Consider the following 13,150-nt stretch of genomic DNA (forward strand, 5'->3'; position numbering starts at 1 on the left):
GGCCTCTGGCTGCTCGCGCACCGCCTGCAAGACCTCGTCAGCCGCGCCGGCGACATCGTCCACAACCCCTCGCCTGCCGACGAGTCCGTGGCTTTCACAGAAGCCTGGCCGACACCGCGGCCTCGGCCTGACAAGATCGACAACATGATCCCGAGCTCAGCGACCCAGCTGCTGATCACGCTGGTCCTGATCGTCCCGGGGTTCGTGTTCCTCGGTGTTCTGGTCCGGCTCCGGGGCCGCACGCCCGCCGACGCTGACCTCTCCTCCCGCCTGATGCGTGCCATCGTCGCAAGCACCGTCTTTGCGCTCGTCTATCTGGCTATCGCGGGACCGCAGATCGAGGCGCTCGCGAACCAGAATCCGGACGAGGCACTCAACCATCTGCAGAAGTACGCCCTCCTCGCCCTCCTTGCCGCGTTCGTTATCCCAGCGGTGGCGGCCGGGCTCTACTACTGGATCAGCACTTGGGGGTGGCTTCAGGACAAGTTCAGGGACTCGTGGGTTGACCAGCGATGGAACCGGATCGACCCCCGACCCTCCGGTTGGGACGTCGCGTTCGCGGACCTTTCTCCCTGTTTCGTTCGCGTGAGGATGAATGACGGCGGCTGGTACGCCGGCTGGTTCGGGAAAGCTTCATACGCATCGTCGTGGCCCGACCCGCGATCGCTCTATGTCGAGGTCAGCTTCCATGTCGACGACAACGGCACCCTCGGTCAAGCGGTCGAGAATTCGAACGGGGCCGTGATCGATTGCACCGACGCGGTCCTGGTCGAACTGCTGCTCCCCGGGCCGGATTCCGACGAGTGAGGCACAATGGAATCCGGAAGATGACGAGGAGGGCCTAGATGACGAGCTCGAAGACCCTGCCACCGCGCCACAGCGGTTACCGAGCGTCTGGCTCCACCACGACCGTCTCGCGGAGCGCCAAGTCCGGTGCGTATACCAAGCTCCCAAAGCCACCTAAGGGGCAAGGCGGCGGCTCCAAGAAGGACCAGGACAGTGACTGACCGCCGAGTGACCAAGGCAGTCCCGACCACCACCAAGATGGTCTCCAGCGGCGAGACCCACGGCTATAAGCCCACCGCTCACAAGCCGGCCCGACCCGTCGCCAAGCCCCCGACCCCACCGTCTGGCCAGGGCGGCGGCTCAAAGAAGGCGTAACTCTGGTGACCGACTCCGAGCGCCGTCCTGCCAAGGGCACCCTGAGCGGCTCCGCGATGAACGGTGACGGCCTGGAGCACGGCTACCGGGCAAAGGCTTCCTCGGCAAAGCCGCCCAAGCCGCCCGTCAGGCCTCCCGTCCCGCCGTCTGGCGAGGGTGGCGGATCCAAGTCCAAGTAGCCCGCTTCAGAACCTGACGGCAACTAGGATTGGTGCTGATGGGTTGGGCGGGGAGGTGGACCGGATGCGGGCGCTGGGTGTGCACGCTGCGAGCGATGTGCTCTGGTTCGCGGCTGTCGAGCCCGACGGGACGCTGATCGATCTCGGCAACGCTTATCGGCTCGACCTGCCCAAAGGGTTGGACACCGGCCAGGCGCTGATTATCGCCCGCAAGGACATCTGTCGGGTCCTGCGCGCGTACGACATCGGACTGGTCTGGCTGCTGTCGGCCGAGTACGACAAGCGCTTCAAGCAGGGTTACCACGCGCTTGTTCCGCGGATCACCATGGAGACGGTTGTCGCGTTCGCCGCCGCGGAGGAGGACGTCGAGTTCCGCCGGGTGGCGCGCGAGACCGTGCGGTCCCGCCTTGGCTACGACAGCGGCAAGCTGCAGGAGATCGCCGTCGAACTGGTCCCCGAGAAGATCACGCCCAACTGGGGACCGAACAAGCGTGACCTAGCCGTGGCGACCGTTCTGGCTGCGCTCAGCGAGCTGCAGGACTCACAGTGAGCGCCGAGCTGGGAGCCGCCGAGGCGAGCCTCCAGACGGCGAGCGAGGCCCCGGAGCTTCACGGCCAGTACTTGGCGAAGCCCTCGTACACCTTCTTGCAGAGCATCAACGAGGGTGCGGCTGGGGAGTGTTACCGGTACCGCCACGAGGTCTTCGAGCACGACGTCGTCGCGAAGACCGTGGCACTGTTCGGGATCCCTGGCTCACTCACCGAGCCTCAGCTCCTCAAGAACCTCAAGCACGACAACCTCCTGACGGTACGGGAGGCGCAGTGGACGCCGGACATGGACCCTGCGCTCAAGGTGGTCACGTTCACCACGGACTACTGCGAGGGGCAGAGCGTCTTCACCGCCCTCGAGGAGGGACACGTCTTCTCCATCCGGGAGGCCGTGACGATCTGCTCGCAGGTGCTCGCCGCGCTCGACTACATGCACCTTGACCACGAGCTGCTGCATCGCGACGTCAAGCCCGGCAACGTGATGCTCGACGGCTCCCGGACGACCGGCTTCCTGGGCGACCTGGGGAGCGTGGCCGCGCTGACCGACGGGAGTTCGCCCGCAGGGGCTGGAACGCTTGCCTACCTGCCGCCGGAGAGCGCGGCGGGGGAGCTCCACCCGTGCTCGGACGTGTACTCGACCGGCATGGTGCTAATCGAAATGCTCAACGGGCCCTACGACTGGGAGAGCGTCGACGAGGCCAAGATGGAGGCCAACGTCGACAGCAGCAAGCGAGCACTGCCGCAGAAGTTCTACAAGCTGGCGCCGTGGGTGCCGCCTGCCGTCGCAACCGTTGCGCGCGCGATGACTGACCCGGACCCTGGCCGTCGTCCTGGCTCAGCTGCCGAGGCGCGCCGGCGTCTGGACGACGCGCGGTACGTCGACTGGAGTCGGGTCGACGGGACGGGTCTCCTCGGGGTTTGGGAGGGCACCTGGCCGCCGGGTGCGCGCGCCCGGCAACTTCGCACGGTGCGGATCACGGCGGCGCCGGTCGAGAAGGGCCGGTACGCAGGGCAGGTCAAGCTGCAGGCCTCGTGGCGTGGTCCGGGTCCGGGGACGTGGCGACGCTATGCGAGGCTCGACCGGCGGGTCGCGCGAGGAGACTCAGCAGCGCTCGCCCGGTTCTTCCGTGTCGTCGAGGAGGCGGCCCAGGCAGCGCCAGTCCGGTAGACGAGTTCGGCTTCGTCGGCGGGCAGGGAGAGCAACAGCCGACGTCCGGCCACCTGCTGAGCGTGGGTGAGCACGTACGCGCCAGAGCCGTCCGCGTACTCGGTCGCGGTCATGGCACCGGAGTTCACCGCCGACCAGAGGGTCGCGGGGAGTCCGCGCACTTTGCTCTCGGAACTCACCACCTTGGGGCGTCCGCCGACTCGGGTCCAGAGTCGCTCTGCCGCGGGGGTGTCGTCGCCGGCGAGAGCCGCGAGCTCACGGTGCAGCAGCTGCTGGTCGTGAGCGAGTAGCGCACGGACTCCACCGGCCGCCATCATGGTGACGATGAGGTCAGACAGACCTCTGAAAGACATATTTCGATTCTACGAGATGGCACCGGCGTGACCCGCGAGCGACACTCAGTGAACCCAGATGAGCGCTTGCGTGACTCTGCCGACAAGCAGGTCTCGATTCGGTGGCCGATCGCGCTAGATCAACGTCTCGATGACCTGCTCGGCCGTGCTGATTCGGTTGGCGAGAACACCAGCCGGCGTGAGCTGCTAGCGGCGCTCCTCCTCGGCGCTGATCCTTCGGGTGACGAGTTAAGGGACCTTCTACAGAGGTATCGAACGGCGTTGGTTCGGGAGGCACCACTGGGTGATGTCGAGGTTGAGGGCGACGTCCTACTGTTCCGGAAGCACCGGCCAGGTCCGCGTACTGCGGGCTAGGTGTGAGGCCCAGCGCTGGTCCCCGGCCAGTACGACTAGCATTTGACGCCCGGCCGTCAAGGCTCCGCTCGCCATGAGCATCTGTGCCACGGTCCTTCAGCGTGGAGGACCCGGGGACCTCAACGTCCTCTTGCTGCTCTTCGCTTGGAACACCCTCAAGTTCGCGTTCGTGGCAGCCGTAGACGTGTCTAGGTTCCTTCTCGGGGTTCTCCGGAGCAGGCAGCATGCAACCTAGAGAGGGAGGCGGTCAGGACCGCGGCAGGACCAGGCTCGGTCCTCACGTCAGACGTTGTCAGGAGCTATCAGTGCAACTGGGTGGGTGCGCGCCCAAATCACGGCGGTCCGTGCTCCCTACATCGGCCACGCTCGAGCTGAGTTCGCGTTCGTTCTGCTCCAGCTGGGTTCGCGCGGCCTGGGCGGGGATGTCCCAGATTCCGGCAAGCGTGACGGCTGCGGACTCGAGGTCCCACGGGTGGATGGGATCGGTCTTCACACGCGCGAAAGGCGCATCGCTCTCCAGGACCATGCGTGCCCGCGGCATCTTGCTGACGAGCGCGCGTCCCTTCGCGCCGGCAAGCATTGCTGGTCCAACGCTGAACCAGCAGCCCAGGTCTATCGCCTGGTCGAGGTCCGACATGGAGCCGGAGAACCAGTGCAGAATTGGCACGCCGGAGTCTGGGTGTCGCTGAAGTGCTTCTAGGACGGGGCTGGCGGCTCGCCGGCTGTGGATCGAAAGTATCTTTCCTCCGGCTTGCGAGCAGGTGGTGAGAACGTGTTCGAGCACATCGAGCTGATCGTGCCGTGTGCTCTGGGCTGCTGCTCCGTCGAGGCCCACCTCGCCGACGAATGCAGTGTCGGCGAGGTAGGTCTCGAACAGGTCGAGCTCGGCACGCCGCGCCGTTGCCAACTCTGGGTGAAGCCCTAGCGCTGTCCGGACGCATGGCCTGCCGTTCTCGAGTGCCTTGGTTCCTGGCCATGCGGACGGAGTCGTGGTCACCGAGACGATCCCGATGCCCTCGTGTTGGACTCGGTCTGCGACCTTGTGCGGGTCGGGGTAGAGGTCGAGGTGGCAGTGGAAGTCGATCACGAGACTCCGAGGTGTCGATGGAGTGCAGCGAGTTCGTCGACTCCGCGGCCGAGCATCGCCCGGATGGCCTCGCGGTCCTCGATGTAGGGGCTACTCAGCGACGGGCCGATCCAACGGTCGATGCCATCGGCGTCTACTGATGCTCTTGCCATCGCGACTGACCGCACGTCGTCGAAGGCAGCGTGGTCCTCGTCGCGGCGCCCCAGGTCGCTGTAGACGTAATCGGTGGAGTCGGGGGTGCCCCACTTGAGGAAGGCTGCGCGCCTGACCTGACAGGGCACGCAGCGGCCGCAGTGTCGGTACCCGAAGCGCTGAAATCGCCCGCAGCTGGTCGACTCGCCAGCGAGCGAGGACAGCAGTGGCTGGTCGGAACAGTCGCGCAGCATCTCTCCCTTGGTGTGCTCGCGGAAGGGGTTCTCGATCACGACCTCGAGACCGACGGCTTGGAGGACTTCTTGGATGGCGCCCAGGAACTGCGGGTGGGCGGTGCGCGTGCTGAGACTGCCCAGCCGTGCCGGTGTGAGGGGCGGGTTGATCGCGATGAAGCCGTTCTCGCACAGGTACAGCGTGACGTCCTTGCCTGCGTAATACCGTGCGGTGGAGGAGGCCGCGAGGATGCCGAACGCGATGAACGCCAGTGATCGTGCTCGCTGAGAGGTCTCCTTCCCGGGCCGATGCGGGGTGGCGTTGTGGTTCAGCGCGAGGTGCTCGACGCCGCCGCCGATGCTGGCGGCGAACTTCGATTGGGTGCTGCGATCGCCGCGGACCGTCTGGCTGACCGCCAATAGCGACTGACCTCCCGCGGTGAGGTCGATGGCCCCGATCAGGCTGTCGAGGCCTCCCGAGAGCAAGGTGACCGCGTCTGCGTCGGGGCGATGCACCTTCGCCGGCGTCGAGGGATGTTGTGCACCGCCGGTGAAGTGCAGGCTCCACCGGTCGGTGGTGAGGAAGTTCAGCGCCCCGGTGAGGGGCTGGGTCACGCTGTTCCACAGTTCAGGATCCGAGACCGCTACGTTCAACTCCAGTTCGCGGGTCCATCCGTCGGGGCTGCTGGAGCGGTAGGCGGTGGTGTCGGCCACGACGGCGGCGAGAGCGAGCGAGGCGAAGTCCCAGGCCAACGTTGCGGGGGCGAGCTTGCGACTCCGGATGCGCGCGCTCGCGGCACCGCCGGCCCCGGCCAGGCCAGCACCCGGAGCGCCGTCGAAGAGGCAGATGCCCACTGCTCCATCGGCAGCGCTCTCGGCGACCGCGCGGGGACCGCATTCGAACCTCATCCCAGGTACTCCTCGAAAATCAACAACGTCTCGGCGAGCGCCGATCGCACCATCGCGGCTACGCCCCGCGAGGTTGGGGTCGCTCCCCGATCGCGGACTCGTCGGAAGCCGGCCGCGACCTGCTCCCTGATGTAGGCCTGGATCTGCTTCATCCGCGACAGGGCGGTGGTGGCGTCGGGTGCCTTCTCGATGACGGTGCGCTGCATGTCGAGGGCGAACCGGTTGTAGACGTCGAGAGCGGTGTAGCGCTCGATGACGAAGTCTCGCTGGGCTGCGTCCAAGGCGAGGGGGTCAGCGTCTGGGAACTGCTCGAGGAGGTCGGAGAGTGCATCGCGCACGGCGCGGCGTGACGCCTCGGCGTCCTGGGTGCCGTCGACGGGACGCACGGCTTCGACGATCGCGTCCACGATCTGGTTGGCGTCAGCGCCGGAGGCAAGGACCTGGTCGCGCAGGTCGGTGCCGTCGGGGCTCTGCCCGGACGTGACGACGCCGCCGAGTCGGCTCGCCGTCGCGGAGGTGGCTGCGAGGCGGCGGCCCATGGTGCTGGCTCCGCCGTACCCACTGCTGACGTAGTGGCCGACCGCTCGCCGTAGGTCGACGGTGTCGCCGCGGCGGGCGAAGCTGCCTAGTGAGCGTCGGGCGTCGCGGAACCTGCCAGGAACAGCCACGGGAGAGGTGGCGGGTCCCGGTGGTGAATCGTCGGTGTCGCTGGGCTCCGCATCACCGGGCTCGGTGTCGCTGGGATCCGGGGACGGCGAGTCCGGCTCGGGCTCGGGTTCGGGTGGCAGGTCGGCGGCCCATGGCGGAACAAGGGCAACACCTGCACCCGGCCCAGAGCTACTTTGCGAGGTTCCCACGGGTCTCCTGACGAGTGATGGCCGCCTTGACGGGCCCGCTCACGCCCTTGGATCGCCAGGCGGTGAAGACTTGGCCTGCCCAAGGCTGGTCGCCGATCTTGGGCACGATGCTGGCCTGGATCTGGTTGGGTGGTCGCTCGATGAGGAAGCCGGCCAGGCTGTCGGCGTGCATGGGTTCGCTGTGGGCGAGGGCCAGGCAGGCATCGAGGATCGGTGGTGCACCCCACTCCTGTTCCTGGCCGGCGCGATCGAGCAACCGGCGCATCATGACCGAGGTGTCCGCCGGCGCCAGCGGGGCGAGCCGGTCACCGAGCGAATGGGCCATGTCCGGGTGCTCGAGCAAGGCCGACAGGAGTTCGGCTGCCTCCGAGGAGAGGCGGTCCTCGGGGAACACCAGGGGCGCATGCTCCCGGCTGACGTAGAGCGCGCCACGCAGGTCCTCGTTGGCCAGCGCCGGCGGGAGCGCGAGCCACTCGATGAGCGGTGGGTCGCTCCAGCCGCCCTCAAGGTTGAGCTCCTCCCCAGCGACTGCAGCGGTCTCCCAGGGCTCCAGGAAGTTCGGTGTGCCTCGGTCGCTGCTGCTCACCGCGGCCACCAGCTCTGAGTAGACCCCGGCCGGTGCGAGCCGCTCGAAGAGCAGCAACTTGGTGAGCACCGCTTCATTCACGCCCACGCCCTGGGCCGCGGAGATGGCCATCCTGATGGACAGGGCGTTGAGGAACCTCTTGATGAGTCGCGGATTCCCGGCGATCCCGGTGGCCGTCGCCATCAGCGGTGCCAGCCGGTCGGCGGTGTCGAGGCGGGCCACCAGGTCCGCCGGAAGGGTCACCCCCAGGCCCTGGACAAACCCTCGATCGACCCGCTTGCCCTGCCACGCCCGCTTCAGTTGCTGGGCGACCGCGTCCCGGATCTTGTTCTTGTCCGGCAGGCTCAGCGTGCTGTTCTCGACGAACAGCATCATCAGGTACGCGCGGACTTCCTGGGTGCCGAGCCCTGGAACCTTGATCGGAATCTGGATGAGCTTGTCGAAGTAGTTGGTGACCAACGAGTCGTCCGGCAGGCCGTGGAAGTGCTGACGCACCGCGTACCTGATCATGTCGTCGTCCGCCGCGATCACGAACGCGGTGTTCTGCAGGAACAGGAAGAGCCGGATGGCCTCCAGCGTCGAGATCGTGGTCGACGGTAGGCAGCGGTCGAGGTCGTCGATCAGGACCACCAGGGTGATCCCAAGTGCCTCCAGCGCGGCCTCGAAGTCGTCGCGCAGAGCCTGGATCTCCTTGGGCGGCGTGGAGCTCTGCTTGGGGTCGAGCAGCCCGGATGCGGCGGCGGCCAGCTCCCCGGCTGCCTGATCGCCGGCGGCGAGCTCCGTGGCGTCGAGGTCTCCGCTAAGGGTTTCCTTCACCAGGCCAGCGACCGGCCCGGCAAGCCCCACGGGTGGGAGGCCCAGCGCCAGCGAGGCAGCCGGAGCGGCCACCAGCTTGATCAGTCGCAGCCAGCGGACCCGCTTGAGGAAGTCGTTGACCTTGTCCAGGCCGGTCTTGCGCGCCTGCGCCTCTTCGGCAAGCTTGGCCGCGATCACCTCCAGCAGCGCGGCCCGAGCGTCGTCGTAGCCCTGGTAGAGCCACGCGTTGAACTCAACGAAGACGTACCTGCTAGGCCCCTCCTTCGGCTGGTGCCGATCGAAGGCGACCTTGGTCAGCTTGATCATCGATGACTTGCCGACGCCCCAGGCACCGGAGATGCCGATCGAGACTGGTCGACCGCTCGCCTGCGCGACGAGCTCGGCGACGGTGGCCGCGACGCCATCGAAGTTCAGCAGATCGCGGTCCGTCTCATTGTCCGGCCACATCGAGATCCGGCTCCCTCCCCGCGACGGCTACACCTTGGACAACCGAGCTCTGACACCCGAGTCACCACTCTACGAAGACCCAAGGCCATGGACCGCACTTTCGTCGCCCGACCGCCCTGTTTCACCATGCATGCAACTCGGGACTGCGGAGATCCCGCACCGATGGTCGGAAGGCGTTTTCGGGTCGGATCGAAGGTCCGCCTGGCGTGTCGTCCGTCGGCAGGGCCAGTGCCGTCGGCCTTGAATCTGGGAATCTGGATGGACTTTGATGCGCGGAGATCTAGATGCCGCGGCGGTGTAGAACGGCTGATGAACGACGCGTCCCCTGGTCACTGGTCGCCGGGCGACCACCCCTACGCCATCGCGGCCTCAGAAGCACAGTGGTGGCTCTCCGCGGTCACGCTCGCCGAGGCGCCTGCGCGACCCGGACGAACCTGGTGCCGCACTGGTCAGCTCGCGTTAGGTCGATGCTCGCAACCTCAGGGATTCCGGCGGCCGCGCCTCAACTCCGCGCCTCAACTCCGCGCCATGACACGTAGGGTGAGGCGAGCAACTGGAGCTCGCTCAACTGAACACTGGCTGGTGCACCCCGGGGGTGCACGGACCCGAGGAAACGGGAGGCAACTGGAGGCAACGGACGCCGGTTTCACGCTCAGAACGGTCGTTCACGCGTGATCGAGCGTGTTGGTCTTACGGTTCAACTCCCCCCTCGCGCACGTGTGGCAAGACCCCCGGTCGGATCCGACCGGGGGTCTTCGCGTTCCCCGGGGTTTCGCCGCCGCCCGGCGCGCCCATCATGCGGGGCGTGAAGATCACCCTCGCCATCCTCAGCGGCCTGACGTTCCTCGCCGCCGCGTTCGTCTTCGCCCTCACCTTCGAGCAGCTGAACTCCGACCTCGACGCGGAGACCGAGTCCGAGTGCGTCACGCTCGTGCCGCCGCCCGGGGGTGCCACCACGCAGCGCTGCGACGGGACCGAGGAGGCCGGTGGCCTGATCCCCCTCGCCATCCTCGGCGGGTCGCTGGCCGTGGTCGGCTCGGCGCTGCTGCTCGCGTCGGTGAACGTGCGTCACCGCGACGAGCGCCGCCCGTACGCGTCGGTGCCCGGGCCGGGCGGCCCGCCGTGGAACCCGCCGGGGCGCTGATCCGGCGCTGCGGCGGCGCGTGGCGCCGTACGTCACCATGACCCGGTGAGCGGAGGTCAGCAGGAGCGACGGGGCAGCACCGCGGTGCTGGTCGTCGGCCTGCTGCTCGTCGCCGTCGCCTGGGTGGTCGGGGCGGTGGTCGCCTCCCACGACGCCCTGCACGACGCGCCCGTGCTGCTCGTCGGGCCCGACGTGGTGACGGCCCAGCTCGTCGCCGAGGTCGAGGCGCTCGACGGGCACCCCGTGCGCGCGGGCGCGACCGAGAACCCCGAGGCCGCCCGGGCTGCGCTCGACGCCGGACGCGCCGTGGCCGCGCTCGAGGTCGACCTCGCCGGCACCCGCGACACCCTGCTGCTCGCCCCCGACCACTCGCCCGACCGCGACGACGCCCTCGTGGCCCTGGTGCGCTCCGTGGAGGAGCAGCGCGGCCGCACGGTCGACGTCGTGCCCGGCGGCGGACCCCACGTGGCCGGCCTCGCCCACGCCGACCTCGCGCTCCTGGCGGCGCTCCTCGGCTTCCTGCTCGTGCTCGTCGTCTCGCTGGTGTGGGGCCCGTTCGCCCGCACGTTGCGGCGCGGCCTGGCCCGCCAGGCCGGGATCGGTACGGCGGCCCTCGCCGCCGCGGCCGTCGTCGCCGTGGTCGCCGACGCGCGGGGCGGGACGCTCGCGCTCGTCACCGCGGCCGTCGTCGTCGCCGCCGGCGGCGTCACCCTGCTGTGCGAGGCGCTCGCGGGGCTGCGGGGGCTGGTGGTCGCGGCCCTGCTGGTGCTCGTGCTGCCCCTGCCGCTCGCGCTGCTCGGCGACCCGCTGCTGCTGGCCGAGCCGTGGGCGGCCGTGAGCCGGTGGACGCTGGTCGGCGCCGGGGCGGACGCCGCGGGGGCGACCGGCCTCGACGGGGCCGTCGTCGTGCGGCCCGTCGTGGTGCTGGGCGGCACGGTCCTCCTCGCGTGGGTGCTGCTGCTGGCGGCGCGCTTTGCCGTCGGGCGACCCGGCTCGGGCGCCCACTCCGTCGGGGTGCCGGCGGGCGGGGATGCGCCGACGTCCCCCCGCGCCGTACCCGTCCCGCGGGCGTGGCGGGCGCAGCTCGCCGCGCTCGCCCTGGTGCTGGTGGCCGCGACGACGTCGGTGCTGACCGTCTGGTCGCGTGCCGACGAGGCGGCACTCGCCACGCCGCTGCCCAGCCTGGCGGCGACGACCGAGTGCGTCGCCTCCGGAGAGGTGCAGGACGTCGACGGCCTCAACCGCATCGCCGAGCTGCGCGGCACCTCGGCGTTCCAGGGCGGCGATGTGGGCGCGAGCGCCACGCTGCAGGACGGGCGCACCGTGTGGATGTTCGGCGACACCCTGCGCGGCGAAGGGGCCGACGGCGGGCGCTTCGTGCGCAACTCGATGCTGCTCGTCGAGCCCGGCTGCCTGCGCGTCGTGCTGCCGCGCGGTGACGGCGCGATCATCCCGGACCGCAGCGACGGCGTCGGCTACTGGCCGATGTCCGTCGTCACCGTGTCCGAGCCCGGCTACGACCTCGTGAGCGTCACGGCGCAGCGCGTGCACACCGTGGACGCCGACGACCCCTTCGGGTTCGAGGCGCTCGGCCCCGCGGTGGCGGTGTTCGTCGTACCCGTCGGGGGCACGCCCCAGCTCGTCTCGCGCACCGACGTCGGGGCCGACGACGCCGACACCACCAGCCCGATGTGGGGTGCGGCCACCGCGCTGTCGGCCGACGGGTGGCTCTACCTCTGGGGTACGTCGCGACCCGCCGACCCGCCGCCCGGCACCGGGTTCGCGCTGCGCGTCGCCCGGGTGCGCGCCGACGCGGTCAGCGACCCCTCGCGGTGGACCTACTGGAACGGGCTGGCGTGGGACGCGAGCCCGTCCGGCGCCGCCGAGCTCATCGGCTCCGTCGGCGGGGTGTCGCAGACGCTGAGCGTCTTCCAGCGCGACGGGGTCTGGTACGCGTTCTCCAAGCGCGACGAGGTGCTCGGCCAGGACCTCGTGTTCTGGACGGCGCCGACGCCGCAGGGCCCGTTCACCGCCACGGCCCCGGTCGCCCAGCTGCCGTCCGACGTCGCCGACGGGCGGCTGCGGTACATGCCGCTCGCCCACCCCGACCTCTTCCCGCAGCCGGGCACCGTCGTCGTGTCCTACAGCCGCAACAGCACCGACGTCGGCGAGGTGCTGGCGGACCCGCTGCTCTACCGCCCCCGGTTCGTGCGCGTGCCGCTGCCGCCGCCTGCGCTGCCGCCAGTGCCGTAGCCCGCGGGTGGTTTCGAGGGCCGCTGGGGCGGCCACCTCAACCACCGGGACCGGGCCGCTGGGGCGGCCACCTCGACCACCGGGACCGGGCCGCTGGGGCGGCCACCTCGACCACCGGCCGCCGCTCAGGCGTCGGTCGCCAGCGCCCCCGTCGACACCAGCACCTGCTCGGCGACGGCGGCGGGGTCGTCGAGCATGGGGACGTGGCCGAGGCCGGGCAGCTCGACGTACGCGGCCGCGGGCAGCAGCTCCTGGGCGCGGCGGCCGTTGCGGTGCGGCGGGAAGAGGCGGTCCTCGCCCGCCCAGACGAGGCGGACGGGGCAGGGGAGCGGGTCCATCGCCGCCACGTGCTCGGTCGTCGCGAGGGCGTCCTCGAGCACGGTGCAGGCGACGAGGTCGCGCGTGATCTCGACGGCGAGGTCGGCGGGCACCCGGGAGCCGCGGGTGGCGACCCCGGCGAGCGCGCGCTGGCGCACCACGGGCAGCTGCAGCGCCAACGGCGAGACGTGGCGGGTACGGCGGGCCAGCTCGGCCGCCCGCCGCAGCACCCGCGCCGCGCTCGGCGGCCGCCCGCCGCCGTCGGCGGTGGCCGGCGGCCAGAACCCGCCCGGCGAGATCGCGCAGACCGACGCGGCCCGGCCCCGGCGCGCGAGCTCGAGGGCCATCCAGCCGCCCAGCGAGTTGCCGGCGAGGTGCGGGGCGTCGAGGCCCTCCTGGTCGAGCCAGCGCTCGCAGTCGTCCACCAGGTCGGTGATGGTGACGGGGACCCGGCTCGGCACCCGGCCGCCGCGGTGACCCATCGTCGTGGGGGTGCGGACGTCGTGGTGCTCGGCCAGCAGCGGCACCACCTCCCGCCAGGCCAGGCCGCTCATGGTGACGCCGTGGAGCAAGACGAGGGGCGAGCGAGCCGTCACGGGGGCCTC

The 13,150-nt window shown here is 69.9% G+C and carries 10 protein-coding genes; 5 read left to right on the plus strand and 5 right to left on the minus strand.

Going from position 1 to position 13,150, the window contains the following annotated elements:
* The first annotated feature begins 144 nt into the window (after positions 1–144).
* From INN71_RS09150 to INN71_RS09160, 3 genes are all read left to right on the plus strand, one after another.
* The gene (locus INN71_RS09150; RefSeq protein ID WP_277500425.1) at positions 145–807 is read left to right on the plus strand and encodes a DUF6338 family protein; all 663 of its coding nucleotides are present in this window, start codon (positions 145–147) and stop codon (positions 805–807) included.
* A 597-nt stretch (positions 808–1,404) separates the two neighbouring features.
* Positions 1,405–1,890 (plus strand): hypothetical protein, encoded by a 486-nt coding sequence (locus INN71_RS09155; protein ID WP_277500424.1) that lies wholly within the window; start codon positions 1,405–1,407, stop codon positions 1,888–1,890.
* The gene (locus INN71_RS09160) at positions 1,887–3,056 is read left to right on the plus strand and encodes a serine/threonine-protein kinase (RefSeq protein WP_277500423.1); all 1,170 of its coding nucleotides are present in this window, start codon (positions 1,887–1,889) and stop codon (positions 3,054–3,056) included. The genes INN71_RS09155 and INN71_RS09160 overlap by 4 nt, the downstream gene beginning before the upstream one ends.
* A gap of 999 nt (positions 3,057–4,055) precedes the next feature.
* Here the strand turns inward: INN71_RS09160 and qatD are convergent.
* Genes qatD through INN71_RS09180 form a run of 4 tightly spaced genes read right to left on the minus strand, consistent with a single transcriptional unit; the run spans position 4,056 to position 8,830 of the window.
* Positions 4,056–4,850, minus strand: a complete 795-nt coding sequence (gene qatD / locus INN71_RS09165; protein WP_277500422.1) for a Qat anti-phage system TatD family nuclease QatD — start codon at positions 4,848–4,850, stop codon at positions 4,056–4,058.
* Positions 4,847–6,124, minus strand: coding sequence for a Qat anti-phage system QueC-like protein QatC (gene qatC / locus INN71_RS09170; protein ID WP_277500421.1), 1,278 nt, complete (start codon positions 6,122–6,124; stop codon positions 4,847–4,849). The genes qatD and qatC overlap by 4 nt, the downstream gene beginning before the upstream one ends.
* Positions 6,121–6,981 (minus strand): Qat anti-phage system associated protein QatB, encoded by an 861-nt coding sequence (gene qatB / locus INN71_RS18115; RefSeq protein ID WP_336621832.1) that lies wholly within the window; start codon positions 6,979–6,981, stop codon positions 6,121–6,123. The genes qatC and qatB overlap by 4 nt, the downstream gene beginning before the upstream one ends.
* Positions 6,962–8,830, minus strand: coding sequence for a P-loop NTPase fold protein (locus INN71_RS09180; RefSeq protein WP_277500418.1), 1,869 nt, complete (start codon positions 8,828–8,830; stop codon positions 6,962–6,964). The genes qatB and INN71_RS09180 overlap by 20 nt, the downstream gene beginning before the upstream one ends.
* Positions 8,831–9,635: 805 nt before the next feature.
* Here INN71_RS09180 and INN71_RS09185 point away from each other — a divergent pair.
* A complete protein-coding gene (locus INN71_RS09185) occupies positions 9,636–9,974 on the plus strand; it encodes a hypothetical protein (protein WP_277500417.1) in 339 nt (112 codons plus the stop codon).
* Between the two features lie 45 nt (positions 9,975–10,019).
* On the plus strand, positions 10,020–12,227 hold the full coding sequence (locus INN71_RS09190; RefSeq protein ID WP_277500416.1) for a hypothetical protein: 2,208 nt from the start codon (positions 10,020–10,022) through the stop codon (positions 12,225–12,227).
* A gap of 125 nt (positions 12,228–12,352) precedes the next feature.
* On the opposite strand, the gene INN71_RS09195 is transcribed toward INN71_RS09190, so the two are convergent.
* Positions 12,353–13,141, minus strand: a complete 789-nt coding sequence (locus tag INN71_RS09195) for an alpha/beta fold hydrolase (protein WP_301800122.1) — start codon at positions 13,139–13,141, stop codon at positions 12,353–12,355.
* Positions 13,142–13,150 lie beyond the last annotated feature (9 nt).

Source organism: Nocardioides sp. ChNu-153, from assembly GCF_030466625.1.
GTDB lineage: Bacteria > Actinomycetota > Actinomycetes > Propionibacteriales > Nocardioidaceae > Nocardioides.